General features: G+C 77.3%; 23 protein-coding genes. 16 read left to right on the top strand and 7 right to left on the bottom strand.

Translation table 11 applies throughout. From position 1 onward, the window contains the following. Window positions 1-118: 118 nt before the first annotated feature. On the top strand, window positions 119-1,123 hold the full coding sequence (locus HH311_RS22240; protein WP_248292931.1) for a TrkA family potassium uptake protein: 1,005 nt from the start codon (window positions 119-121) through the stop codon (window positions 1,121-1,123). Between the two features lie 4 nt (window positions 1,124-1,127). On the opposite strand, the gene HH311_RS22235 is transcribed toward HH311_RS22240, so the two are convergent. Both HH311_RS22235 and HH311_RS22230 read right to left on the bottom strand, forming a co-directional pair. Then, window positions 1,128-1,517 (bottom strand): hypothetical protein, encoded by a 390-nt coding sequence (locus tag HH311_RS22235; protein WP_169185884.1) that lies wholly within the window; start codon window positions 1,515-1,517, stop codon window positions 1,128-1,130. A gap of 188 nt (window positions 1,518-1,705) precedes the next feature. Next, a complete protein-coding gene (locus tag HH311_RS22230) occupies window positions 1,706-1,954 on the bottom strand; it encodes a hypothetical protein (protein WP_169185883.1) in 249 nt (82 codons plus the stop codon). A 229-nt stretch (window positions 1,955-2,183) separates the two neighbouring features. Here HH311_RS22230 and HH311_RS22225 point away from each other — a divergent pair, with 229 nt between their 5' ends. The 5 genes from HH311_RS22225 (at window position 2,184) to HH311_RS22205 (ending at window position 7,344) form a co-directional block, all read left to right on the top strand. Further along, a complete protein-coding gene (locus HH311_RS22225; RefSeq protein WP_169185882.1) occupies window positions 2,184-3,251 on the top strand; it encodes an LCP family protein in 1,068 nt (355 codons plus the stop codon). A gap of 34 nt (window positions 3,252-3,285) precedes the next feature. Further along, window positions 3,286-4,764, top strand: a complete 1,479-nt coding sequence (mftG, locus tag HH311_RS22220) for a mycofactocin system GMC family oxidoreductase MftG (RefSeq protein WP_169185881.1) — start codon at window positions 3,286-3,288, stop codon at window positions 4,762-4,764. Window positions 4,765-4,974: 210 nt separating this feature from the next. Next, entirely contained in the window at window positions 4,975-5,166 is a 192-nt protein-coding gene (locus HH311_RS22215) for a hypothetical protein (RefSeq protein ID WP_169185880.1), read from the top strand. A gap of 48 nt (window positions 5,167-5,214) precedes the next feature. Further along, window positions 5,215-6,510, top strand: coding sequence for a hypothetical protein (locus HH311_RS22210; protein ID WP_169185879.1), 1,296 nt, complete (start codon window positions 5,215-5,217; stop codon window positions 6,508-6,510). Between the two features lie 96 nt (window positions 6,511-6,606). Then, on the top strand, window positions 6,607-7,344 hold the full coding sequence (locus HH311_RS22205) for a hypothetical protein (protein WP_169185878.1): 738 nt from the start codon (window positions 6,607-6,609) through the stop codon (window positions 7,342-7,344). Between the two features lie 37 nt (window positions 7,345-7,381). Here the strand turns inward: HH311_RS22205 and HH311_RS22200 are convergent, their stop codons facing one another. After that, window positions 7,382-7,840 (bottom strand): universal stress protein, encoded by a 459-nt coding sequence (locus HH311_RS22200; protein ID WP_169185877.1) that lies wholly within the window; start codon window positions 7,838-7,840, stop codon window positions 7,382-7,384. A gap of 225 nt (window positions 7,841-8,065) precedes the next feature. On the opposite strand from HH311_RS22200, the gene HH311_RS22195 reads away from it, so the two are divergent. The 4 genes from HH311_RS22195 to HH311_RS22180 all read left to right on the top strand — a co-directional run bounded on the left by HH311_RS22195 (window position 8,066) and on the right by HH311_RS22180 (window position 11,015). Then, entirely contained in the window at window positions 8,066-8,764 is a 699-nt protein-coding gene (locus tag HH311_RS22195) for a hypothetical protein (protein ID WP_169185876.1), read from the top strand. Between the two features lie 198 nt (window positions 8,765-8,962). After that, on the top strand, window positions 8,963-9,526 hold the full coding sequence (locus tag HH311_RS22190; protein WP_169185875.1) for a hypothetical protein: 564 nt from the start codon (window positions 8,963-8,965) through the stop codon (window positions 9,524-9,526). Window positions 9,527-9,597: 71 nt separating this feature from the next. Further along, on the top strand, window positions 9,598-10,458 hold the full coding sequence (locus HH311_RS22185; RefSeq protein WP_169185874.1) for a hypothetical protein: 861 nt from the start codon (window positions 9,598-9,600) through the stop codon (window positions 10,456-10,458). Window positions 10,459-10,592: 134 nt separating this feature from the next. Then, complete coding sequence (locus tag HH311_RS22180) at window positions 10,593-11,015, top strand: hypothetical protein (RefSeq protein ID WP_169185873.1); 423 nt, start codon at window positions 10,593-10,595, stop codon at window positions 11,013-11,015. Here the strand turns inward: HH311_RS22180 and HH311_RS22175 are convergent. Further along, window positions 10,924-11,436, bottom strand: a complete 513-nt coding sequence (locus HH311_RS22175; protein WP_169185872.1) for a hypothetical protein — start codon at window positions 11,434-11,436, stop codon at window positions 10,924-10,926. The genes HH311_RS22180 and HH311_RS22175 overlap by 92 nt on opposite strands. A gap of 387 nt (window positions 11,437-11,823) precedes the next feature. On the opposite strand from HH311_RS22175, the gene HH311_RS22170 reads away from it, so the two are divergent. Together HH311_RS22170 and HH311_RS22165 are read left to right on the top strand one after the other, a co-directional pair. Continuing rightward, window positions 11,824-12,459 carry an RDD family protein gene (locus HH311_RS22170; protein ID WP_169185871.1) on the top strand — a complete coding sequence of 212 codons (636 nt, stop codon included), beginning with the start codon at window positions 11,824-11,826 and terminating at the stop codon, window positions 12,457-12,459. 235 nt (window positions 12,460-12,694) lie between these two features. Then, window positions 12,695-13,324, top strand: coding sequence for a hypothetical protein (locus tag HH311_RS22165; protein ID WP_169185870.1), 630 nt, complete (start codon window positions 12,695-12,697; stop codon window positions 13,322-13,324). An 8-nt stretch (window positions 13,325-13,332) separates the two neighbouring features. Here the strand turns inward: HH311_RS22165 and HH311_RS32805 are convergent, their stop codons facing one another. Next, entirely contained in the window at window positions 13,333-14,598 is a 1,266-nt protein-coding gene (locus tag HH311_RS32805; protein ID WP_169185869.1) for an endonuclease/exonuclease/phosphatase family protein, read from the bottom strand. Window positions 14,599-14,686: 88 nt separating this feature from the next. Between HH311_RS32805 and HH311_RS22155 the strand changes: the two genes are divergently transcribed. Beyond that, complete coding sequence (locus HH311_RS22155; RefSeq protein WP_312030321.1) at window positions 14,687-17,566, top strand: FAD-binding and (Fe-S)-binding domain-containing protein; 2,880 nt, start codon at window positions 14,687-14,689, stop codon at window positions 17,564-17,566. A gap of 27 nt (window positions 17,567-17,593) precedes the next feature. Here the strand turns inward: HH311_RS22155 and HH311_RS22150 are convergent, their stop codons facing one another. Further along, window positions 17,594-18,409, bottom strand: a complete 816-nt coding sequence (locus HH311_RS22150) for a glutaminyl-peptide cyclotransferase (RefSeq protein ID WP_312030320.1) — start codon at window positions 18,407-18,409, stop codon at window positions 17,594-17,596. 834 nt (window positions 18,410-19,243) lie between these two features. Between HH311_RS22150 and HH311_RS22145 the strand changes: the two genes are divergently transcribed. Continuing rightward, the gene (locus HH311_RS22145; protein ID WP_312030319.1) at window positions 19,244-20,137 is read left to right on the top strand and encodes a DUF3027 domain-containing protein; all 894 of its coding nucleotides are present in this window, start codon (window positions 19,244-19,246) and stop codon (window positions 20,135-20,137) included. Between the two features lie 31 nt (window positions 20,138-20,168). After that, window positions 20,169-23,270 (top strand): sacsin N-terminal ATP-binding-like domain-containing protein, encoded by a 3,102-nt coding sequence (locus HH311_RS22140; protein ID WP_169185868.1) that lies wholly within the window; start codon window positions 20,169-20,171, stop codon window positions 23,268-23,270. On the opposite strand, the gene HH311_RS22135 is transcribed toward HH311_RS22140, so the two are convergent. Then, on the bottom strand, window positions 23,267-23,536 hold the full coding sequence (locus tag HH311_RS22135) for a DUF2530 domain-containing protein (RefSeq protein WP_169185969.1): 270 nt from the start codon (window positions 23,534-23,536) through the stop codon (window positions 23,267-23,269). The genes HH311_RS22140 and HH311_RS22135 overlap by 4 nt on opposite strands. A 63-nt stretch (window positions 23,537-23,599) precedes the next feature. Here HH311_RS22135 and HH311_RS22130 point away from each other — a divergent pair, with 63 nt between their 5' ends. Next, window positions 23,600-25,036, top strand: a complete 1,437-nt coding sequence (locus tag HH311_RS22130; RefSeq protein WP_312030318.1) for an NCS2 family permease — start codon at window positions 23,600-23,602, stop codon at window positions 25,034-25,036. The last annotated feature ends 38 nt before the right edge of the window (window positions 25,037-25,074 follow it).

Below are 25,074 nucleotides of genomic sequence, written 5' to 3'. Positions count from 1 at the left end.
CGGGGTGGGGCGGCCCACCGCCGATACGCTGCCGCCCGTGGAGCGGACCAGGGGCCCCGGGCCCCGAGGACCCGACGCGGGGCGCGATCCGTCCGACGGCGCCGGGGCGATCGTCGTGATGCCCGACCGGCGCATCGGCCCGCTCGTCGCCCTGGTCCGCCGGGCGATGGTCGCCCTCGGCGCGCTCGTCGCGGCCGGGCTGCTCGTCTACGTCCAGCGCGACGCCTACCGTGACTCCAACGGCACGCCGCTCGGCTTCGTCGACGCGCTGTACTACGCGACGGTGTCCCTCTCCACCACCGGGTACGGGGACATCGTCCCGGTCACCGAGTCCGCGCGGCTGTGGACGATCCTCGTGATCACCCCGCTGCGCGTGCTCTTCCTCATCGTCCTGGTCGGTACCACGGTCGAGCTGCTCACCGAACGCTCCCGCCAGGCGTTCCGCGTCCGGAGTTGGAGGTCCCGCGTGCGAGACCACGTCGTGGTGGTCGGCTTCGGCACGAAGGGCAAGGCCGCGGTCGACACCCTCCTCGGGGACTCGGACTTCGCTGCCGTCCCGGAGCGCATCGTCGTGGTCGACACCGACCGCGGCCGGCTCGACGCCGCGTCGGCGATGGGTCTGGTGACCGTCCGCGGGGACGCGACCCAGTCCTCCGTCCTGCGCACCGCCGGCCTGGTCCACGCCTCCTCGCTGGTGGTCGCGGTGAACCGGGACGACACCGCGGTGCTGGTCACCCTGACCGCGCGCGAGCTCGCCCCCCGCATCACGATCACCGCCGCGGTGCGCGAGACCGAGAACGTGCACCTGCTGCGCCAGTCCGGCGCCGACTCCGTCGTCGTGTCCGCCGAGACCGCCGGCCGGCTGCTGGGGGTCGCGACGACCACCCCCAACGTCGTCGCCGTCGTCGAGGACCTGCTCACCCCCGACGCGGGCATGAGCCTCTCCGAGCGCGAGGTCACCGAGTCCGAGATCGGGGGCTCGCCGCGGCACCTGCGCGACATCGTGCTCGCCGTCGTCCGGGCCGGTCAGGTGCACCAGATCGACGCGCCGGCCGTGGACGCCCTCGAGCGCGGGGACCGGCTGCTGTTCGTCAAGCGGGTCGGCAGCCCGTCCCCCGGCTGACGGATCACGGCCGCGCAGCCGTGACCAGCCGGCCGCGGCAGTCGGGGCAGTCCGCCTGGTCCGCCCCCAGGCCGGGGACGACCGCCTCGACGGCGGCACCGCACCAGGCGCGCAGGCCCTGCGGGTCGACCGCGTCGCCCCAGGCGACCTCGACGACGTGGCGGTACCGGTCGTCGCGGCCGGCGGCCACGAGCGTCGTGCGGCCCGGCGTCGGGACCTCGGGCCGCCGCGACGGCATGCCCGGCGCGGTGGGGTCCGGGACGTCGTCGGGCAGCTCGTGGGCGGGCCGGTCGTCCGGCGGGTCGCCGGGCAGCGGCGGCAGCGGATGGCGGGGCGGCATCGGGTCGAGGCCGGAGGTGGGTCGGCGGCCGGGCGTGGACGGCGGGATCGTCACGGCGTCCTCCTCACGGACGGGTGCGCCCCACTGTCCCCGCGCGGGCCGTCGGGTGCCACCGGCGCCGAGGGTGGGATGCCAGCGAAGCGTCGTTGCTTGCACCCAGTGGCAGGAAAGCCGCGTTGTCGAGCTGCCGTCGACCGGCCGGCGGCCACGGCGGATTCCGACGGTGGGCGCCCACGGCCGGTCTACTCGAGCGACGGTGCCCTTCGCTCGGTCCGGCTCCGCCGCGGCAGCGGCACGGCGGCCGTCGGGTCCGGGGCGGGCGCCGCGGGCGGGCGGGCGGTGGGTCGTTCGGGGAGCTCCCGGAGTCCGTCGAGGACGCGGCCGAGCATCTCGCGGTCCGGTGCGGCCGGGACCGGGATGACCACGCCGAGGGCCTCCGGGACGCCGATCTCCGCGGGGGAGGCCTCGTCGGCGTGCCGGGGTGTCGTCACCCGGTCGAGGGTAGGAGCAGGGTGAACCGCCTGGTCAGCGGGGTCGCGGTCCGGGCGACGCGGAGCAACGGCCTGGTCACGCGCGGCGGTCGGCGGCATGCTCTGGCCCGATCAGCGTGGGCCGGACGGGTCATGTGTGGTAACGACGGCCGCGCCGAGCACGACACGCGGTCACGAACCCGGCACTCGCCGGGGAGCCGGGGGAGATGGACGGGCGGGGAACCACGAGATGAGCGTCGACCACCTGCTGCACACCGACGACCAGCCGCCCGAGCCGCCCTCCGCGCGCCGCCGTCGGGGGCTGCGCGCCCTGCTCTACGTGCTCGTCGCGGTCGTGATCCTCGTGCTGCTCGCCGCGGCGGGCATCGTCCTGGTGACCAACCACCTCGGTGACCAGGTCGGGCGCTACCCCTCGGTCTTCGCGGGGATCGACCAGTCGACCCGCCCCGCGGGCAAGGCCGGGCAGACCTTCCTGCTCGTCGGGACCGACTCCCGCTCGACCGCGCCGACCACCGGCAGCGACGCGTCCGCGCCGGACTTCGTGTTCGGGGCCCAGCGCAGCGACGTGATGATGGTCGTGACGATCGCCGACGACGGGAAGAGCGCGAGCGTCGTCTCCATCCCGCGCGACTCCTGGGTCGACATCCCCGGGCACGGCATGAACAAGATCAACGCCGCGTTCTCCTTCGGCGGGCCGTCGCTGGCGATCCAGACGGTCGAGCAGCTCACCAAGGTGCGCATCGACCACTTCGCGGTGATCGACTTCGCGGGCTTCCAGCAGATGACCGACGCGGCGGGCGGGATCGACGTCAACGTCGGCACCGCGACCGAGCGCGACGGCGTCGTCGTCCCCGCCGGACCGCAGCACCTGAACGGGGCCCAGGCCCTGGTCTACGTCCGCGAGCGCAAGAGCCTGCCCGGCGGCGACTTCGACCGGGTGCGGCGCGAGCAGAACGCGCTGCGCGCCCTGGTCAGCCGGGCGCTCTCGTCCGGGACGCTGTCCAGCCCCACCCGGGCCTACGACCTGGTCAACACGGTGACCCAGCACGTCGGGGTCGACGACTCGCTGACCAACACCGGCCTCGCCGAGCTGGTCTACGGCCTGCGCGACCTGCGCGGGCAGAACATCGCCTACCTGACGGTGCCGACCACCGGGACGGGGACGGAGGGCTCCCAGTCGGTGGTGTACCTCGACCGGCAGGCCGGCCAGGACCTGTGGTTCGCGGTGAACACCGACAAGGTCGCGCAGTGGGCGGACGCCCGGCCGAACTCCCGGCTCTCCGACACCCCGCGCTGAGCGCGGGGACGGGTCGGCGGCCCACACTGCGGAGGTGGAGCACGACGTCGTGGTCGTCGGAGGTGGCTCCGCCGGCTGCGCGCTGGCGGGGCGGCTCTCCGAGGACCCCGGACGCCGGGTCCTCGTCCTCGAGGCCGGCCCGGCGCCGAGTCGGCCCGCCGACTACCCCGACGAGCTGCGCGACGTCTCCTCGCTGGCCGCTGCCGACGACGGCCACCCCTACAACTGGTCGTTCGCCACGCAGCTGACCGACGCCCCCCGCCGCGCGCGGACCGCCCGCGGCCGCGTGCTGGGCGGTTCCAGCGCCATCAACGGGGCCAACCACCTCCGGGCCACCCGGGCCGACGTCGAGGCCTGGCACGGCTGGTGCTGGGACGACGTCCTCGCCGCCTACGTACGCGGCGAGGACGACCACGACGTCCCGGGCCCCGGGCACGGGCACGAGGGCCCGGTCCCGGTGGAGCGGCCCGCCGGTGAGCTCCTGGCCGGCCTGACGACCCGGGTGGTACGGGCCGCCGCCGCGCTCGGGGTGCCCGCCGAGCCGGACAAGAACGGCGACGCCCCGCCCGGCGTCGGCCTGGTGCCCGCCAACGTCTCGCGCGGGGTGCGGGTCAACGCCGCGATGGCGTACGTGCTGCCCCACCGCGACCGGCGCAACCTCGGCGTCCGCGGGGACTCGCCCGTCGCGCGGATCCTGTTCGACGGCGGGCGCGCGTGCGGCGTCGAGACCCTCGCGGGCGAGCGGATCGAGGCCGGCGAGGTCGTGCTCGCCGCCGGGGCGATCGCGAGCCCGCACCTGCTGGCGCTGTCCGGGATCGGCCCGGCCGACGAGCTGCGGGAGGTCGGCGTCCCGGTGCGGCTCGACCGGCCCGGGGTCGGGCACGGGTGGAGCGACCACCCTTCGGTCTTCCTCGGCTTCGCCTACGACGAGCCGCTGCACCCCGAGGCGGTCTCGGCGCAGGCCGCGATCCACCTCGACGCGGCGACCCTCGACCCGGACCTGCCCGCCGACCCGGCCGGCGACCTCGAGGTCCTGCTCTTCGCCCGCCCCTTCGCCCCCGGCGGCGCCCGCCACCTGATGTGCGCGGTGCAGCGGCCCGACAGCCGCGGCGACGCCGTGCTGCGCAGCGCCGATCCCCGCGAGGCCCCCCGCCTGCGCCATCACTACCTCGCGGGCGCCACGGACCGTGCCCGGATGCGGGCGGTGGTCCGGTTCGCCGGCGACCTGCTCGGCTCGAGCGGCATCGCGATCCCCACGGCGGCGCGCGCCCCCGACGCCGAGCTCGACGCCTGGATCGCCGCCGCGCTCTCGACCTCCTCGCACCTCTGCGGCAGCGCGGCGATCGGGCCGGCCACGGATCCCGCGGCCGTGGTGGACCCGCAGCTGCGGGTGCACGGGGTCCAGGGGCTGCGCGTCGTCGACACCTCGGTGATCCCGACGGTGCCCCGGCGCGGGCCCGCCGCGACCGCCCTCATGCTCGGCGAGCGGGCGGCCGATCTGCTGCGGGCGTGACGCCGGAGTCCGGTTCGTCCTGGTCAGGTCACGGTTGCGACACGATGGGGTGGATCACAGCACGGTCTCGGCGCGCCGGGCCCAGAATCGCGACGGGCCGTGATCAGGGGGTGCGGCCCCGGGGTCCGGGACGGATCCCGGAACACGGGCGAGAGCGAGGGCGCCGTGGCGCTGTGGGGACGTGGCAGACGCGAGGACGCGATGCCCCGGTTGAGCCGTACGGAGCGCAAGCAGCTCCGTCGGCGCGCGCAGGAGGACGCCGAGCTCGCCGCCCGCATCCAGCGTGCGCAGCGCCGGCTCGCCCAGGCCACCGGCCCGCTGCCGGTCATCGACCCCCGCACCGCGCCCGACGCGCTCGCCGACCCGGCGCCCGCGCAGCGGTCCACGATCACCGAGCGCTGAGTCGGGGTCACCCGGCCGGAGCGCACCGCGGGGTGCGACGCTGCCCCGGTGGCGAGCCCGTTCCGCGTGGTCGGCCTCCTCGTCGTGGTCGCCGCGCTGCTCGCCGGCTGCTCCGGCGGTGACGCCGCACCCGCGCCACCGCCGGCCCACGACCCCCCGACGGCGTTCGGCCCGCCGTCGGGCACGTTGCTGCGCGGCTCGTCGAGCACCCTGACCGGCGTCTACGGGGCCGTGCCCCAGCTCCCCGTCGCGCTGGACGGCACCACCGTCTGGCTCGCCGACTCCGGGGGCGTGCAGCGGGCCGACTCGTCGGCCTCGACCACCGCGATCCCGTTGCCCCGGGGCCGATGGGTCTCCGGCGCGCCCGCACCCGTGCCCGGCGCGGGGCTCGTGCTCGCCGCCTCCGCGACCACCGTGCCCGGCTCGGGCACCACCCCGCCCGGGCTGGCCCTCGAGCTCCTGGCCGTCACCCGCACCGCGACCGAGGACCCCACGGTCGCCTGGACCGCCGCCGCGCCGTTGCCGTGGGTGGAGGGCCAGCGGTCGGTGAAGACCGCCGTCGTCGGGGTCGCGGCGGCGGGCGACGGGCACCGCGTCGCCGTGCTCAGCGCCACCACGAGCACCCACCGCGCCTCGCTGGCCGTCGACCTGGACACCCGGCGCGTCCTCTGGGTGGCCGACGGCGTCGCGGCCGGGGCGGTGCTCGACGGCCGGGCGCCGGACGGGGAGCCGCTGCCCGGCGCCGTCGTGCCGCCCGGGTCGCAGGGCGCGACGGTGGTCGGCGCCGCGGTCCCGGCGGGCGGCGGCTCGGGCTACAGCCCGTCCTCGGTGGTCGGCCTGGACGTCCTCACCGGCGCCCGCCGCTTCGTCGCCGACGACGGTGCCACCGCGCTCACCGTGACGCGGGCGGGGCCCTCGGCGGTCACCGTCGGGGGCCGGCGGGCCGGGAACGCGCAGGCCTTCCTGACGGTGCTCGCGGCGGACGGGACCCCGCGCGGGGACGTCGACCTGGGCACCGCCTCCACCGCCCCCCGGTGCGTGTGGGACGAGGCCGACGTGACCGTCTGCTCGGGCGCCAACCGCACCGTCGCCCTGGACGCCGACTCGGCCACGCCCCTCTGGTCGCTGCCGGCCGCCGGACGGGTCGCGCCGCAGGTGACGACCGCCTGGCACGGCGCGGTCTACGGCACGACCGTCAACGGGCCCGTCGTGGTCGACGCCCACACCGGCCGGGACCGCAACCCCTCGCCCGGGGCGGCGCCGAGCGTCGTCGACGCCTACCTCGGGGTGGGCGCCGGGAGCGGGCTGCTGGGCGGCGTGGTCGTCACGCCGGCCACCGGGTGACCGCCCGCAGATCATCCGTCACCGGAACGATCCACATGACGAGGCTCACTCTGGCAGACTGACGTGACCCCGCTCACGTCCAAGGTCCGGTGATCCATGCGCAATCCGCTCGCCGTCCTCGCACCCCGCCGGTTCGGCTCCGTGCCGACCGCCGACCGGGTGCCCGCGCCTCGGCGGGTCCCCGCGCCGGACACCCTCCCGGCCGTGGAGTTCCTCGAGCACGGCTGCGCGGGCGAGGGGGAGGCCCAGGCGCCGGAGGTCTCGGTGCGGGGGATCGACCCCCGCAACGACCGCGGGCCGGCCGTGGCGTCGGTGCACCTCGCCGCACGGCCCGGTGGACCGTGCGCGAACACCGTGGACGAGCTCCTGACGGTGGCCCGGCCCGGCGACTTCCGGGTGCGCCGGCTGGTGTTCGACGTGCGCGCGCTCGACGCGGTGCTCGCCGACCGCGGCGGGCGCGCCGTCCTCGACCAGCTCGTCGCGGCCCCGGGCGACCGCGTGACGAACGCGGTGTTCCGCGCCGCGGTCTGCCGGGAGGAGCCGGGGCCGGGGGTGGGCGACCTCGACTGCGACGTCCGCGTCGTCGGCGAGGGGGACTCGGTCGCGGGGCGCTGCCGCGTCGACCTCGGGCGGGCGCGCCTGACGATCACCCCGCTGCTGACCGGGTCGGAACGCCTCGCCCGCCGGCTCGCCGAGGCGCGGGCCCGGCCGCGCGACCGCGCGGTGCGGCGCTGCCTCGAGCACGCGATCGCCGTCGAGCTCACCTCGGTGCGCCTCGAGGACCTCGTGTCCCGGCACCCCGACGCCCCGGCCTGCGACGTCCCCCCGCGCTGACCCGCTCCCGGCGGTGGCCGGGGGTACGCGGGGGCGGCTACACCGTGTGGACGATGAGGACGTCCGACTTCGACCGGCGCGAGACCCCCTGCGGCACGGACCCCAGCAGGCGTCCGGCGAAGCTCGCGAGGCCCTTGTTCCCGACGACGACCAGGTCGGACTTGTAGAGCTGGGACTTCTCGAGGATCGCGTCGGTCGGGTCGCCCTGGACGGCGACCGTGTCGACCTGCGTGACGCCGGTGCGCATCGCCTCGTCGCGGGCGGCGCGGAGCGTCTCCTCGGCCGGGCTCGCGCCGATGATCTTGTACGCCTCGTCGCCGAGGGCCCGTTCCGCCTCGGCCTGGTTGCGGTCCGAGGTGGCGTCGCGGGTCTCGTACGCACAGATGATCATCAGGCGGGCGCCGGAGTCGGCGGCGACCTCGGCGGCCCGCACGACGGCCTTCCGGGCCGACGACGAACCGTCGGTCCCGACGGTCACGGTCCTGTAGTCGCCCACGACGTCCACCGTCCTTCTGTTCGACGTCGACCTCACTCGCGCCCGAACTGTGCCAGACCCCGACCGGAGCAGCCGATGCGACACCCCGGGTGCGCCGTCGCCCTGCCGCCGTGCTCCAGGTCACGATGAGGTCACGATGTCGTGTCGCGGATGGCCACGAGGTAACGACGGTGTCGCGCCCGCGCGATCCCCCGGCAGGGATCGGGCAACCGGGAGGCGGGGGACATGGTCGGTCACGACGCGATGGCGGGGACCGGCGCGGGAGGGGTGCGCCGTCCGCGGGTCGGCGGCCGCGTCGTCGCCGGGCTCGGGGTGGCGGCGGTGCTCGCGATCGCGACGGCGCTGCTCGTCGCGCTGCTCGGCGGGACGGCCTCGGCCCAGACCGGCGGCGACCCCGGACCCCGGCCCTACGGCGGCGCGCTCGAGCAGGTCGACCCGAGCAACCGGGTCACCAGCGAGGAGGTCCTCGAGGTCGGGATGCTCGGCCTCGGGACGCTCAACGGCGTCGCCTTCGCCATCGCGATGATCGCCAGCCGGCTCCGCGGCCCGACGACCGCCCAGACCCGCCGCGCCCTCATCACGCGGACCGGCGCGGGCACCGTCTCGGAGTCGCGTCGGGAGCGTCGGGAGCGCGAGCGCAGCCGGACCGCCACGCCGGATGCGGAGCCGGCACCGGTGCCGCCGGGACCCGGGGCGGGCGGCCCCCGCGCCCGGGTCCCGCGTACGCCCCCGGAGGGTGCGGTGCCGGCGCAGAGCGGACCCCTCCCCCGGGAGGCCCTCGCGCCGGCCGGTCGGCCGCCCCTGGGTCCGCCGGCTCCCCGCGGCGCGGAGGACGCCCGGAACGCCCCGCACCCGCCCGGCCCGGGCCGGGCGCCGGCCTCGCCGCCCGCCGGTGTGCCGCTGCGCCCGGCGATTCGGCGCTGAACCCCTGAGTAGTGCTGCACTCGGACCAGCGCGTTGGTCCGTGTTGCGACAGCTGAGGTCCGTGGTGCCCATTACCCTCTCGGGTGACGGGCGTCCGACGGGGCGGAGGCCCAGTCGTCGTGCGCGCGTCCGCGATCGGGGAGCACCGGTCGCCGCGCCGCGCGCGGCGTGCACCGTCCGCGTCGACGAGGAGAGTCCGTGACCGGCAACGTGGCCACCCGCGAGCCCGAGGGCGACACCGTGGCGCCCGAGGGCGACACCGTGGCCCCGCACGCCGCGCTGGCGGAGCGGGTGCGGGAGGCCCGGGCTCGTCTCGATCCCCCGTCGGTGTCGGTGCCCGCGCCGCGCAGCGCCGAGGGCGTCGTGCCCCCTCCCGCGCTGCACGCCGACCCCGACGCCCCGGCGAAGGACCTCGTCGCCGCGGTCGACGCGCTCGCCGAGGAGCTCGACACGGTGGAGGGCGACCGCGAGGACGACGCCCACCAGGTGCTGTGCCGCATCGCGGCCTGGGCCACCGACGGCGTGCCGGAGGCCGGGTGGTCGGCGGACGAGGGCCTCGACGTCGAGGTCCTGCAGGCCACGTCCGAGGCCGCGAAGGGGCTGCAGGAGCGCGCCGCGGCGCTGCTCGAGCGCCTCGACTCCGAGGAGCGCCACGGTCCCGCGGCGGCGGTGGACTCGGTCGCCACGACGCTGCGGGTGGTCGGGGTCGTCGCCGACCTCGAGGTCATGGAGCGGGCCCGCCAGGAGGGCCGGACGGACTGACCGGCGGCCCGCGGCGCACACCTCCGGCGCTCGGACTCGCATCCGGTGCACGGAGCTGGGACGATCGGGGTATGAGCGTGGGCACGGGAGGGTCGCCGGAGGTGTTCCGGCTGCTCTACGTGTGCACCGGGAACATCTGCCGCTCGCCGTTCGCGCAGTTCCACACGCGGTTCCTGCTCGGGGCCCGCCTCGGGCCGTGGGCCCACGCCTTCGCCGTGCACAGCGCCGGGGTCTCGGCCGTCCGCGGCCACGGCATGCACGAGGACTCGCGCGCGCAGCTGCGCACCCGCCGCGACCACCCCGACGTCGCCGCGTTCGCGGCTCGCCAGCTGCCCGACCGCGACGTCCTCCTCGCCGACCTCGTCCTCACGATGACGCGGGAGCACCGGTCGACGGTGCTCGGCGACGTCCCCCGGGCGCTGCCGACCACGTTCACCCTGCGCGAGTTCGCGCGGCTCCTGCGCTCGGCCGACCCCGAGCAGCTCATGACGCTGCCCCGGCCCCCCGTGGAGCGGGCGCGGGCCCTCGTGGCGCTCGCCCGGGCCACCCGCGGCACGGTGCCGGCGGTGTCGGTCGAGGAGGACGCGGTCCCCGACCCGGTCTCCGGCGGTCCGGAGGCGCACGCGGAGACGGCGCGGGTGATCGACGAGTGCGTCCGCACCTTCCTCGACCTGCTCGTCCCACCGCCGGTGCGGCCGCCCTTCCCGCCTCCCGGCCCCGGACGGCCCGCTGCCGCCCGGCCCCGCCCGGCCCCCGGCCCGCCCTCACCCCCGGTCGGCACCCCGCGCCCACCCGGTCCGGGGTTCACCGGTCCCGGCGGCCCGCCGGCGCCCCGCGCCGAGAACGACCCCGCGGGCGGTGCCCCTCCCGCCGGCTCCGGGGCGTCGCGCGACGACGACCTGGCGTCCGCCCCCGGAGGCTCCGGCAGCTGAGCGCCGTGTCGCCGGGGTGGTCCAGGTCGTCCACGTCACCGCCCGCGGCCGCGGCGCCGTGCAACATCCGCGCCGTCCCGGGCGATGAGGGGACCGTGCGCGGCGGCCCGCCGCGCCGACGAGCGGAGGAGCCCGTGGACGACGGACCGGTCGGGGTCGACGGGAGCGCCTGGGAGGCACTCCCCGGTCGTGCCCTCGAGGTCCTCGCCCTCGCCTGCAGCGCCCGGGGCCGCGCCGGCCGGTCGACCGAGCCGCCGACGGCCGAGGCCGTCGGACGGCTCGCCGCGGGCGTGACCGCCCTGGCCGAGGCGCTGGACCGGCCGGGTCCCGCGCCCGCGGAGGACGCGGCCACGGTCCTGCGGGCGGCGGCGGACCTGGTGGCCGGGCTGGGCGAGGCGGCCCGGCGGGTCGCCTGCGCGGCGGGTGCCGCCGGTCAGGAGCCGGCGGCCGAGACCGCCGACGTCGTCATGTGCGTGGCGCTGATCCTGCGGATCCTCGCCGAGCTCGGCCTGCGAAGCGTCCCCCCGGCCGACGCGGGGGGTCGTCCGTCCCGCTGAGCAGCGCCGTGCGCCAGGTGTCGGCGGCCGCGGCGTCACCGCGGGTGGCGGGGAGGTCCGCGGCGCGGGCCACCGCGTCGACGAACGCGGCGCCGGGGTCGACCGCCCCGAGCGGGCGCACGACGTGCACGTGGAGCCGCTCGCCGCCGACCGTGACCCGGAAGCCGCGGCGGCGGTCGACCGCGAGGTCGGCGCCCGAGGTGTCGCGCAGCGCGCCCAGGTCGAGGTCGAAGACCGGGCCGCGGCTGGAGGTGAAGCAGAGCCGCCCCGCCGCGAGCCGCAGGACGCCGGGCACGTGGGTCACCTCGCGCACGATCCACGCCGGGCCGATGCACCCCGACCCCGCGGCACCGTCGGTGGACGGCCGGGGGGCGGGCAGGGGCAGCGAGGCGGGCTCGCCCGAGTGCGGAGTGCGGTGCACGGGCGTCCCTCCCTCCGGCTGAGGCGTCACCCACCCGCCTCCGTGCCGGCCTCCACCCCCGAGCCGGCTCGCCTGCTGCGCATCCATCGACCACTCAAACGTTCGGGAGCGCGTGGTGTCATGCTCCGGCCGGGGGAGCCGGACGTGGCAACAGGGTGGACGTTGCCACGTCATCGCCGTCCGCTCACGTCGTAGAGCCGATCGGGTGACACGGAGGCGCTGTTCTCGAAAGAGACCTCCCTCGTGTCACTCTCTGCTGGCATGCTTCCGCCCATGAGTGGACAGAACGCTCCGTACGGCCCCGGGCCGGCGGACGGACAGGGGGGAGCGGCACCCTTCAGGGGGCCGCACGACTACTCCTCGCAGCCAGCAGCGGCCGCCGGTCCGGTGGCCGGAGCGCCCGCCGCCGCCACGGGCGGTTACGCGGCTCCGCCGCTCGGCGCCGGCCCGGTGCCGGGTCACGGCGGCTACGGGCCGCCGCCGGGGTATGCGCCGCCCCCGGGCGGCGCGTACGCGTACGGCCCGCCCCCCGGCGGCGCCCCGGGGTACGCCCCGGCACCCGCCCCCCGGCTCGCGTCCGACCAGCCGGGCTCGGTCGACGTCGTCGGCCCGCGGGTGGGGCAGTACATCATCGACGCGCTCCTCACCGTGGTTCCGCTGATCGTCCTCATGGTCCTGGCCATGGTGCTCACCGCGGTGGACTACACGGGCGTGCTCGCGGTGGTCGGCGCGATCCTGTGGTTCTTCGCCTGGGTCGTCGCGCTCGGCGCCGGGTTCGTCGTCTACGCGTGGTGGCCCACCACGCACGGCGGCCAGACGCCGGGGATGAAGTTCCTCGGGCTGCGGATCATCCGCGAGGAGGACGGCGGCGAGCCGACGCTCGGCCAGAACGTGATCCGCTGGCTGCTGTTCATCGTCGACGGCATCGCCGCCGGGCTCGTCGGGCTCATCATCATGGTCACGTCCGAGAAGAGGCAGCGCCTCGGGGACATGGCGGCACACACCCTCGTCGTCCGCGCCTGACGAGGGCGCGCGGGCGGCGTGGCCACTCCGTCGCCCGCGCTCGCCCCGCCCGTTCACCCGACCGGGCCGGGGCCGAAGGGGGAGACGCTCGTCCGATGGGGGTACGGCGGGCTCCCTACTCGACCGTAGGGAAACAACGACCGACGACCGAGCGACGACCACGGCAGCGAACGGGGCGCCGTGGCCCAGCCGTCGTGTCGACGCCGGCGACGGGCCGGTGGCAGGAGGTGGGGTCGTGCAGAGCGAACGGACCGACGCGAGGGGTGTCGCCGGACGCAGGGAGCCCGATGCGGGGAGCCGCGGCGGGTACGCGATGTGGGTCGCCTGGATCGAGGCGTTCCGCCGCGGGGAGAACCGGGACACCGCCGGGCTGCCGCCCATCGACGGGGGCATGGGGTCCTACGTCGAGGCGCGGCTCCTGGAACGGCTGTCCGGGGCGTTCAGCGAGCGGGTCCGCCAGTGGCAGACCGTGCTGGGGGCGCAGATCGTCGCCGCCCCACCGACCGACGACGCCGCCGTGAGCGCGCTCCTGCGGGAGGCCGCGTCGGGTCTCGAACCGCTGGCGCGGGTGGCCGGGTCACCGTTGCTGCCGCGGTCGATGTCCCTGGCGATGCACGACCTCCTCGGTCAGGTGCGTGCCGGGGCGCGGGACGCGGTCGAGGAGAGCGCGCGGCGGGTGCGTGAGCCCGAGGTCGAGCCCCGCCTGCCGCGGGTCGCCCGGCGTCCGGCGAACAGTCCGGTGCCCGCGCAGCGGACCGTCGGCCGGAACGGGCGGGTCGCCGACCCGTCCCCGGGCCGGTCGGTCACGCCGGCCGCGCGCCCGTACGGGGTGCCGGCCACGCCGGCGCCGCGCACGGTGCGCTGACCCCGACCTCAGCCCTCGCCGATCCGGGCGAGGATCGCGCGGTGGTCGGTCCCGGCCGCCGGCACGACCTCGAACGCGGTGGGGCGCGGGCCGCCGGCGGTGAGCACGTGGTCGATCTGCGCCCCGAGGATGCCCGGGAGCCAGGACGGCCAGGTCCCGGTCACGCCGTCGCCGGTGGCCGACCCCGCGTCCGTGCAGCGCGCGGTCGCCTCGGCGAACACGCGGTGGTCCTCGGTGGAGTTCATGTCCCCGGCCACGACCGTCGGGCGCCCGGCCGCGCACCAGCGGGACAGCCCGGACACGTCCCGGGCCCAGCTCCCGGTGCCGCCCGGCCGGGGCGAGCGGGGGTGGACGGCGACGAACCGCAGGCCGGAGGCCACGCCCGGGGCGGACCGCGGCAGGTCCACGACGATCGAGGGGTAGGTCCCCGACCGGTCCTGGGTGACCGTCGGGCGGCCGAGCGAGGAGCGGACGAACACCGTCATGCCGCTGGCGTCGTCGACGTCGTCGGCGGAGTACGAGCGGTAGCCCGACCCGCCCTGGTCGTCGTCGAGACGGGACGCGAGCCGGCGGCGCAGGTCGCCGCGCGCCTCGGGCAGGGCGACGAGGTCGGGCGAGCGGCTCCGCACGAGGTCGGCCAGCGCGTCGGGGTCGGCCTGGCCCTTGTAGGTGTTCAGCGACAGGACGACGAGGCTGCCCCCGTCGGCGGAATCCGAGGTGCCGGAGCCGACCGCCGGGGCCGAGCCCGTCGCCCGCGCCCCGACGTCGACCAGCGCGACGACCCCCACCAGTCCCAGCGCGAGGGCGACGAGGAGCGCGTCCGGCCCCGACCGGCGGGTCCACGCCCCGAGGGCGCCGAGCGCGGCGACGGCGACGGCGAGGACGGCCAGCTGCGGGCGCACCGCCACGACCTGCGCGAACGGGGCGTGGTCGTCGAGCCCGAGCACCTCGGGGTAGAGCACGACGATCGCGATCCCCGCCACGACCAGCGCCCCGATGACGCCTCCGGTGCCCGGCAGGCGCAGGCGACGCGGCGGGCGGCGGCGCCCCGTACCGGGAGGGGCACCGGGGGAGCGTCCGGGCGGGCCCTGCGGCGGGACGTGCCACCCGGGCGGCCCGGCGCGCTCGACACGGGTCGGCGGTGGCTGCAGGGGCCGCGCCGGATATCGGGGCGGCGGGCCGGGCGGCCCGGGCGGGCCGGCCCGGCGGCCGTGCCCGCCGTCGGGGCCGTCCTCCCACCAGCGCCGGTCGTCGGGACCGGTGCGGGGCCGCATGGCCCCAGCGTCTCACGGCGGGTGTGAGCGGCCCGTCCGACCGGGCGGACGCTCGTCGGCCGGCCGCCCGAGGTGTCAGGCTGGCAGGGTGACGGCCACCACGCCCCGCCCCCACACCGCCGAGCCCTCCCCGAGCAGCGGGCGTGTCGCCGCCGACCCGCGGCTCGTCGAGGCGCTCCGTGGGGCGGTCGCCGACCCGGGACGTGTCCGGCACCGCCCGATCGACCTGGCCGCGCACGCCAACGACGCGTCGCACTACCTGCTCCACCCGAAGGCCGTGGTGCTGCCCGCCGACGCGCGGGAGGTCGCGAACCTGCTGCGCCTGGCGACCCGCGACCGGCTCGCGCTCACGTTCCGCTCCGGGGGCACGTCGCTGTCCGGGCAGGGCGTGACCGACGGCGTGCTCGTCGACACCCGCGAGCACTTCCGCGGGATCGAGGTGCTCGACGACGGCGCCGCGGTGCGGGTCCAGCCCGGCCTGGCCGTGTCGCAGGTCAACGCCCGCCTCGCCCCGTACGGCCGCAAGATCGGACCCGACCCCGCGAGCTCGGCGGCGTGCACCATCGGCGGCGTCGTCGCGAACAACTCGTCGGGCATGGCGTGCGGGACCGAGTTCAACACCTACGCGACGCTCCGGTCGATGACGTTCGTGCTTCCCTCGGGCACCGTCATCGACTCCGCCCGGCCCGACGCCGACGACGAGCTGCGCCACCGCGAGCCGGCCCTCCACGAGGGTCTGGACCGGCTGCGCGAGCGGGTGCGGGGGAACCCGGCGTCGGTCGAGCGGCTGCGCCACCTGTTCTCGATGAAGAACACCATGGGCTACGGGCTCAACTCCTTCCTCGACCACACCCGCCCGATCGACCTGCTCACCCACCTGCTGGTGGGCTCGGAGGGGACGCTGGGGTTCGTCGCCGAGGCCGTGTTCGCGACGCTGCCGGTCCTGCCGCAGGCCGCCACGGCGATGCTGGTCTTCGCGGACACCGCCGACGCCACCGACGCGCTGCCGCCGCTGCTCGAGGCGGGCGCGAAGACCCTGGAGCTGCTCGACGCGCGGGCCCTCGTCGTCGCGCAGTCCGACCCGCGGGCCCCGGACTCGGTGCGCTCGCTGCACGTCGACGGGCACGCCGGGCTCCTCGTGGAGTTCCAGACCGCGACCGCGGCCGAGCTCGACGAGGTGCAGGCCGCGGCCGAGCCGGTCCTCGCCGGGCTCCCGCTGACCCGCGACGCCGGGCTGACCCGCGAGCCGGCGGCCCGGGCGTCGCTGTGGGCGCTGCGCAAGGGGCTCTACACCGCCGTCGCCGCCGCCCGGCCCTCCGGCACGACCGCGCTGCTCGAGGACGTGTCCGTGCCGGTGCGCACGCTGCCCTCGACCTGCGACGGGCTCACCGACCTCTTCGACCGGCACGGCTACGAGGGCTCGGTGATCTTCGGGCACGCGAAGGACGGCAACGTCCACTTCCTGGTCAACGAGCGCTTCGACGACGAGGCCTCGCTCGAGCGCTACCGCCGCTTCACCGACGACATGGTCGACCTCGTCCTCGGCCAGGACGGGACGCTCAAGGCCGAGCACGGCACCGGACGGATCATGACGCCGTTCGTGCGCCGGCAGTACGGCGACGAGCTCTACGACGTGATGCGCGAGCTGAAGTCGCTCGCCGACCCGACGGGCCTGCTCAACCCGGGGATCATCCTGTCCGACCGGCCCGACGCCCACCTGCGCGACCTCAAGACGGTGCCCACGGTGGATCCGGAGGTCGACTCCTGCGTGGAGTGCGGCTACTGCGAGCCGGTGTGCCCCTCGCGGCACGTCACGACGACGCCGCGGCAGCGCATCGTGCTGCGCCGCGCCGCCGCGAAGGACCCGGCGGTCGCCGCGGCGATCGCCGCCGACTACCCCTACGACGCCGTCGACACCTGCGCCGCCGACGGCATGTGCGCCACCGCCTGCCCGGTGCGGATCAACACCGGCGACCTCATGAAGCGGCTGCGCGCCGAGCGCCACGGCCCGCGGGCGCAGGCGGCGGGGAAGGCGGTCGCCGAGCACTGGGGCGGGGTGTCGGGGACGGCACGCGTGGCGCTGCGGGCGGCAGCGACGGTGCCCGGGCTGGCCGCGGCGGCGTCGGCGGCCGCCCGGCGGGTGCTGCCCGAGGACCTGGTGCCGCTCTGGTCGCGCGACGTGCCCTCCGGTGGGGACACCCGGCCCGCGGCGGTCTACCCGCCGGACCCGCGGGTGGTCTTCTTCCCGACGTGCCTGCACCAGGTGTTCGCGCCCGAGTCCGGTGCCGGCTCCGCGCACGCGTTCCTGCGGCTCTGTGCGGCCGCCGACATCGCGGTCGCGGTGCCCGAGGGCATCGAGGGGCTCTGCTGCGGCACGCCCTGGGAGTCCAAGGGGTTCACCGCGGGCGGCGCGGCGATGGCCGCGCGGGTGGTCGACGCGCTGTGGGCCTCGACCCAGCAGGGGGCGCTGCCCGTCGTCGTCGACGCGTCGTCGTGCACCCACGGTCTGGAGGGCCTCGCCCACCTGCTGCCCGACGACGAGCGCATCGCCCGGCTGCGGATCTCGGACGCGGTCGCGTTCACCGTGCGGGAGATCCTGCCGTCGCTGGCGGTGCCGACGAAGGCGGCGTCGCTGACGCTGCACCCGACCTGCTCGACCACCCACCTGGGTCTCGACGAGGACCTGCGCACGGTGGCCGAGGCGGTGGCCGACGAGGTGGTGGTGCCGACCGGCTGGGGCTGCTGCGGCTACGCCGGCGACCGGGGGATGCTGCACCCCGAGCTGACCGACTCGGCCACCCGCGAGGAGGCCGCCGACGTCGCGGCGCACCCCACCGAGGAGTACGCGAGCTGCAACCGGACCTGCGAGATGGGGATGAGCCGCGCGACGGGGCAGACCTACCGGCACGTGCTCGAACTGCTGGCCGAGCACGCGGTCCCGGCGCGAGGGGAACCCTCGTCCGGATAGAGCGGCCGGATCGTCCCCTCGCGGGTCTCAGCCGGCCACGAACCGGACGCGGAACGTCGTCGGCCAGCGCTTGCCGGTGAGCAGGAACTCGTCGGGGGCACCCGGGATCGCGGTGACGCCGTTGAGCACCGCGTCGGGGTCGGCCGTCGTCGACGGCGGGCGCAGCGCGGCGGCGTCGACCACCGCGGTGACCCGGCCGCTCGCGAGGTCGATCCCGACGAGGTCGTCGGTCTTCCACACGTTGGCCCAGACCGTGCGGCCGTCGCCGCAGTCGAGCTCGTTGAGCTGGTCGAGCGGCGTCCCGCCGAGGGTCACGGGGACGGTGCGGCGGGCGGCGAACGTCGTCGGGTCGCGCAGCACGAGGTCGGGGCCGCCGTCGCTGGTGACCACGTCGGTCGCGGTGTGGCACATGCCCCAGCCCTCGCGGTCGTAGGGCAGGGTGCGCCGGACCGCCAGCGTCGCGGGGTCGCGCTCGTAGACCACGCCGTCCTTCCAGGTCAGCTGCCAGATCCGGTCGGGCAGGACGGTCACCCCCTCGCCGAACTGCGACGACGGCAGGTCCACCGCCCGCTCGACGGCGCCGGTGGCCGGGTCGGTCGCCCGCAGCTGCGAGGCGCCGGTGAGACCGGTGCCCTCCCAGAGCGTGCGGCCGTCGAGCTCCAGGCCCTCGGTGAACGCGGCCGGGTCGTGGGGGACGGTGCCGAGCACCTGGACGTGCAGCCGTGCGACGCCGGGCGGGGGGTCGGCGAGCGCGCCGACCGGGGCCGCCGGCAGCGGCTCCCAGGAGCAGGACCCCAGCGCCGCGACGAGGAGCACCGCCAGCAGCACCGCCCTCGCCCGCACGCGGCGAAGGTTCCCACGCGTGTCCGTGAGGTCGACGCGTGGCGCACACGGACGGCCGGGACGCGGTGACGGTTCCGGGGACCTGCGCGCGGTGCACACACAGGGCCGGACGGGGTGACGGGTTCGGCACCGACCTGCGCGGGGCGCACACACTCGCGGGCGAGGCGCCGACGGTTCCGCACGGACCTGCGCGTGGCGCACACACGGGGCCGGACGGGTCGACGGTCCGGCACCGACCTGCGCGTGGCGCACACGAACAGGACGCAGGGCGCCGAAGGCTCGGCAATGACGGTTCGGCAGGGACCGGCGCGTGGCGCACACAGCGAGCCGGACGGGTCGACGGTCCGGCACGGACCTGCGCGTGGCGCACACACTCGGCGCGAGGGGCAGGGCTGCGGAGGGACCTGCGCCCGACGCACTCGGGGCGCCTGCCGCGGTCGGTGCGCGCACCGAGCGGGCAAGATCAAGGAGTCGCTGCACTCCATCGGGAGATCCGATCGACGTGCAGGGGCTCCGTGATCTTCGCGCTGCCCCGTGCCCGGCTCGCCCGGACGTGCCCTGATCCGCCCGACCGCCCACGACACGGGGTCGGCGTGGGCGGGGTGTGTGCGTGCCGCGTCGGTTCGCCAGAGCGCGGATGACCGCGTCGGCGGGGTGTGTGCGTGGCGCGTCGGTTGGCCGGAGTGCGGATGATGTCGGCGCCGGTGGGGTGTGTGCGTCACGCGTCGGTCCGGCCGGCCACAGCGGCACGCCCGGACCCGCTCGGCGCCCCGGGGCGACCCCTGCGCGCCCGGGCCCTGGGGGCACCGCGCGGCGTCCGGCACAATCGGGCCCGTGCACGACCTCGCCGAACCCACCACCGGCCCCGACCTGCAGCACGACAGCGAACGGCCCGTCCCGCCGCGCCTCGCCGCGGCGGTGGACGTCGCGCGCGCCGCGGCGGTCGAGGCCGCCGACGGCGAGGCCGACCAGGTCGGCGAGGCGCTCACCGTCCACGCCGAGGACGGCGGGGACGCCGTGGGCGACGCCCCCGTCACCGCGGCCACCCACTACCTCGCGGCCGCCAAGCCCGGCTACCGCGGCTGGACGTGGGCGGTCACCGTGATGACCGCGGACGAGGACCCGGAGGCCCCCGTCACCGTCGGGGAGGTCGCGCTGCTGCCGGGCGCGGGCGCCGTCGTCGCCCCCGAGTGGGTCCCGTGGAACGAGCGCGTCCGCGCCGAGGACCTCGCGCCGGGCGACCTGCTGCCCGTCGACTCCGACGACGACCGGCTCGTCCCGGCCCACGCCGCGCTCGACGACGACGTCGACCCGGTGGACGAGGCCGAGGACCCCGAGCAGGTCCGCGGCGTCGCCGACGAGCTCGGCTTCGGGCGCCCCCGCGTCATGAGCCCGGAGGGCCGGTTCGACGCGGCCGCCCGCTGGTCCGACGGCGACTTCGGCCCCACCGCCGAGATGGCCCGGGCCGCGTCGGCGCACTGCGGCACCTGCGGCTTCTACCTCTCGCTGGCCGGGTCGCTGCGCGGTGCCTTCGGCGTCTGCGGCAACGGCAACGTCCCGGCCGACGGGCACGTGGTGCACGCCGAGTACGGGTGCGGCGGGCACTCCGAGCTGCAGATCGACACCGGGTCGGTCGTCACGGTCGCGGAGCTCGTCTACGACGACGGCGTGGACATGGACGCCCCGGCGGAGCCGGTCGCGGTGGGCGCGGACCCCGACGGGTCCTGAGCCGCCCGACGCCGCGCGGGACGGGACGACCGTGCCCCAGGACCCGTTCCGCACCGCGGTGATCCGCGAGGCGGTCCTCGACGCCTGGGCGGCCTCGCCCGCCCGGTTCCGCGAGGACGCGAACGCCGAGGAGGACCTGACCCGCGGCGGCTACCGCGACCGGTGGCTCGTCGAGCTCGCCCAGAACGCCGCCGACGCCGCGGCCCGCGCCGGCCGCCCGACCGTCCTGCGGCTGCGGGTGGTGACCGGGCCCGACGGGACGGCGGAGCTGCGGGTCGGGAACGGGGGCGCCCCGCTGGACCCCGACGGGGTCGCCGCGCTCGCCTCGCTGCGCGCCTCCGCGAAGCGCGACGGGGGCACCGTCGGGCGCTTCGGGGTGGGGTTCGCGGCGGTGCTCGCCCTCGGTGACGCGCCCCGGCTCGTCACGCGGGACGCCGACGGCGGCCTGGCCGGGGTCGCGTTCTCCCGCCCGCGGACCCGCGAGGCGGTGACGGCGCTCGGCGGTCCGGTCGCCGCGGAGCTGGCGCGCCGCGGCGGCGAGGTCCCCGCGCTGCGGCTGGTGTGGCCGGCCGACCCCGCCGACCTGGCCGACCCGCTGCCCGACGGCGTCGACACCGAGGTGCGGGTCGCGGTGGACCGACCGGCCAGCGAGCTGCTCGACCGGGCGCTCGCCGACGCCCCCGACCTGCTGCTCGCGCTGCCGTGGCTGGCGGGCGTGGACGTGGCCGGCGAGACGGTGCGGCGCGGGACGGAGACGGGCCCGGGCGGCACGACGACCGTCACGCTGCGGGGGCCGGGCGGGACCACGGCGACCTGGACGACGCTGCCGATCGGCGGCGAGCTGCCGCCGGAGATCCTCGACGACGACGGGCGGCCCGGCCTCGCCGTCGAGGACCGGACGCGCACCCGCTGGTCCGGGCTGTGGCTCGTCCCCGCCCAGCCCACCGGACCCGCCCGGCCCACCGGACCCGCCCGGGCCGACGTCCTGCACGCGCCGACCCCGACCGAGGAGACGACGACGCTGCCGGCGCGCCTCGTCGTCACCGTCCCCCTGGACCCCGACCGGCGGCGCGTCCGCGCCGGTGCCGTGAGTACCCACGTGCTCCGCGCCGCCGCCGCGGCCTACCCCGCCCTCGTCGCGGCGCTGCCGCCGGACAGGCGCACCGCCCTGGTCCCCGCCGCGGCGCTCCCCGCCTCCGAGGTCGACGCGCTCCTGCGCGACGCGGTCACCGAGGCGCTGCGCCGGGAGCCGTGGCTGCCCGCCGTCGAGGGACCCGACCTCGTCCCCGCGCACGCCGTCGTCCTCGACACCGGCGCCGACCCGGCCGACGCCCTGCTCGCGGCGCTGGCCGGGGCGGTGGGGGACCTCGCGGCCGCCGTCGTCGGGGGGCCGCGGGACGCGCCGGCGCTCGCCGCGCTGGGCGTCACCCGCCTCGGCCCCGCCGCGCTCGCCGACCGGCTCGCCGGGCTGCGCCGCCCGCCGTCGTGGTGGCACGCGCTCTACGAGGCGCTGGCCGCGACCCCGTCGGTCGCGGCCGCACGCGAGGAGCTCGCGGCGCTCCCGGTGCCGCTCGCCGACGGCCGGCTCGTGCCGGGACCCCGCGGGACGCTGCTGCCCGAACCCGACCTCGGAGACGCCGTGGCCACCGACGCGCTCCCCGGGGTCCGGCTCGTCGACCCGGCCGCGGTGCACCCGCTGCTGGAGACCCTCGGCGCCCGGCGGGCCGACGCCGCGACCCTGCTCGCGGAACCGGATCTCGTCGAGGGCGTGGCCCGCTCGGTCGACGACGCCGAGGCCGGGCTCGACGTCGACGGGCTCGCCCGGCTCGTGCTGCGCCTGCTCGCCGAGGTGGGGGAGGAGGCCGGCCCGGAGTGGGGGGCGCTCGCGCTGCCCGACGCCGAGGGTGGTCACCGCCGCGCCGACGAGCTGGTGCTGCCCGACGGGGCGCTGCGGGCGGTGCTGGGCGACGACTCGCCGGTCGGGGTGCTCGCCGAGGCCGCCGTCGCCGAGCACGGGCGCGCCGCGGTGCTGGCGGCCGGGGTGCTCGACGGGTTCGGCCTGGTCCGCGACGACTCGCCCGCCGGTCCCGACCACGACCTCGACGACGAGGAGACGTGGTGGGCCGAGGAGGTCGACCCGGCCGCGGGCTGGGGCCCGGGGCACGACGAACCGGCCGGGCCGCCGAGCGCGATGGTCGCCGTCCGGGACCTCGACCTCGTCGCGGACGACCGGTGGGACGCCGCGTGGACGCTGCTGGCCGGCGACCGGGCGGTGCGCTCGGCGCTGGTCGCCCTGCCCGGCGAACCGGTCCCGTACACGGCGTGGTGGCTCGCGCACCACGGGCGCCTCGCCGGGCACGAGCCCGGGCACTGGCGGCTGCCCGAAGACGCCGGCCTCCCGAAGACCGCCGACGAGGACCCCGGTGCCGCGGCCGCCCTCGCCGCGCTCTTCGACCCGGCGCCCGCCGCGGCGCTCGACGCGGGGTTCCTGGCCGCGGTCGGGGTCCGCACCGACCTGCGGGTGGCCGACGCCCGGGACGCCACCGACCTGCTCGCCCGGCTCGCCGACCCCGCGCGCCCGGTGCCGGCGGCGGGGGTGCTCGCCGCGCACACCGCGCTCGCCGAGGCGGTCGACGCGCGCCGGGTGGTGGTCGCCGACGTCGAGCCGCCGACGCGGGTGCGCACGGCCCGCGGGCGCGTGGTGGACGCCGACCCCGACCGCGGCGCCGCGCCCGCCGTGCTCGACCGGCCGTGGCTGCTCGCCGCCCTGGACCCCGAGGACGTGGTCCCCGTGGCCGTGGGCGGCGCCCCGGCCCTCGCCGACCTGCTCGACCTGCCCACGACGGCCGCCGGGCACCACGGCGAGGTCCGCTCACCCGGTGTCGTGACCGCGTGGGCCGACCTGCCCGCCGCCGCGGCCTGGGCGGCCGCGGTCGGGCGGGCGCTGCCGGCGGGGCAGGTCGTGGTGCACGAGCGCCTCCGGGTGGCGGTGGCCGACGACGACCGCACCGCCCCGCCCCGCGTGGTCTTCCCCGGGGTGTGGGTGGACGACGCCGGGGTGCACACCGACGACCCGGTGCGCGGCCTGCTGGCCGCCTGGGCGCTGGCTCCCCAGAGCTTCCGGGCCCCCTAAAGCTTCTGGGCGCCACGGGCGCCCCGGGCGACGGCCCGGCGTTGCAGCGCGAGGACCCCCAGGCCGAGCGCGCCGAGCCCGACACCGACCACGCAGGCCCAGAGCCACACGTCCGCCGGCCGCGTTCCGGTCAGCGCGAGCACGCCGAGCACGACGAGCGCCACGAGCCACACCGCCGAGCCGGTGAGGATCACCGGCACCGCGTCGGTGAGCCGGCGGGGCAGCGGCGGCGGCTGCCACCCGTCGTCGGGGTCGGGGAGGGACACGCCGGGACCCTAACGATCCCGCCCACCGCGCGCGCGGAGCGTCGCATCCCTACCCTCCGCGCCGTGTTCCGGCGATTCTTCCGACTCGACGAGCGCGGCACCACCGTGGGCAGCGAGGTGCGCGGCGGCGTCGTCACGTTCGTGACGATGGCCTACATCGTCGTGCTCAACCCGCTGATCCTCGGCAGCATGGACGGCGCGGGCCCGGCGGCCAAGCGCGACGTGCTCGGGGCGACGCTGTCGGTGCCGCAGGTCGCGGCCGTCACCGCGCTGGTCGCCGGGGTGATGACGATCCTCTTCGGGCTCGTCGCGAACTTCCCCTTCGCGCTGGCCACCGGCCTGGGCATCAACACCCTGGTCGCGGTCACGCTCGCCCCGCAGATGAGCTGGCCGGAGGCGATGGGCCTCGTCGTCGTCGAGGGTCTGATCATCGTGGTGCTCGGGCTCACCGGGTTCCGGACCGCGGTCTTCGCCGCGATCCCGGACCCGCTCAAGATCGCGATCGCGGCGGGGATCGGGGCGTTCATCGCGCTCATCGGGCTCGTCGACGCCGGGTTCGTGCGCCGCATCCCCGACGCGGCGAACACGACGGTGCCGGTGGGGCTGGGCATCGACGGCTCGATCGCGAGCTGGCCGACCGCGGTGTTCTGCGTCGGCCTGCTGATCACCGGCGTCCTCGTCGCCCGCGGGACGCGGGCCGGCATCCTCATCGGCGTCGTCGCGACCACGGTGATCGCGGTCGTCGTCGAGGCGATCGTGCACGCCGGGCCGTCGAACGGGACCAACCCGCGCGGCTGGGACCTCGGCTACCCGGGCCTGCCGTCGTCGATCGTGTCGCTGCCCGACCTCTCCCTGGTCGGCGACGTCTCGTTCGGCGCCTTCACCCGGCTCCCCGCGATCGCGGTGACGCTGCTGGTGTTCACCCTCGTGCTCGCCAATTTCTTCGACGCGATGGGCACGATGACCGGGCTCGGGCGGCAGGCGGGCCTGCTCGACGAGCGCAGCCGGCTGCCGAACATCGGGCGGGCGCTGGTGGTCGAGGGCGTCGGCGCGGTGGCCGGGGGCGCGGCGTCGTCGAGCTCGAACACGGTCTTCGTCGAGTCGGCGTCGGGGATCGCCTCGGGCGCGCGCACCGGGCTCGCGAACGTCGTCACCGGCGTCCTGTTCCTGGCCGCGATGTTCTTCACGCCGCTCTACCAGGTGGTGCCGGTCGAGGCGGCCGCGCCGGCGCTCGTCGTCGTCGGTGCGCTGATGATGGGCGGCATCTCGGAGATCGAGTGGTCGGACTTCCCGGTCGCGCTGCCGGTGTTCCTGACCGTCGTCGTCATGCCGTTCACGTACTCGATCGCCAACGGGATCGGGGCCGGGTTCATCACCTGGGTGGTGCTGCACTCGGCGACCGGGCGGGCGCGCACGATCCACCCCCTGATGTGGGTCGTCGCGGTCGCGTTCCTCGCGTACTTCGCGGTCGGGCCGCTGCGGGCCGCGCTCGGGGGATGAGCCCCGAGCCGCCCAAACCCGGGTGTGAGCGGACCGGC

This window comes from Actinomycetospora sp. TBRC 11914, assembly GCF_012933465.1.
GTDB lineage: Bacteria > Actinomycetota > Actinomycetes > Mycobacteriales > Pseudonocardiaceae > Actinomycetospora.
The sequence above is the reverse complement of the archived record's forward strand: the minus strand, read 5'-3'. Positions and strand labels throughout refer to the sequence as shown.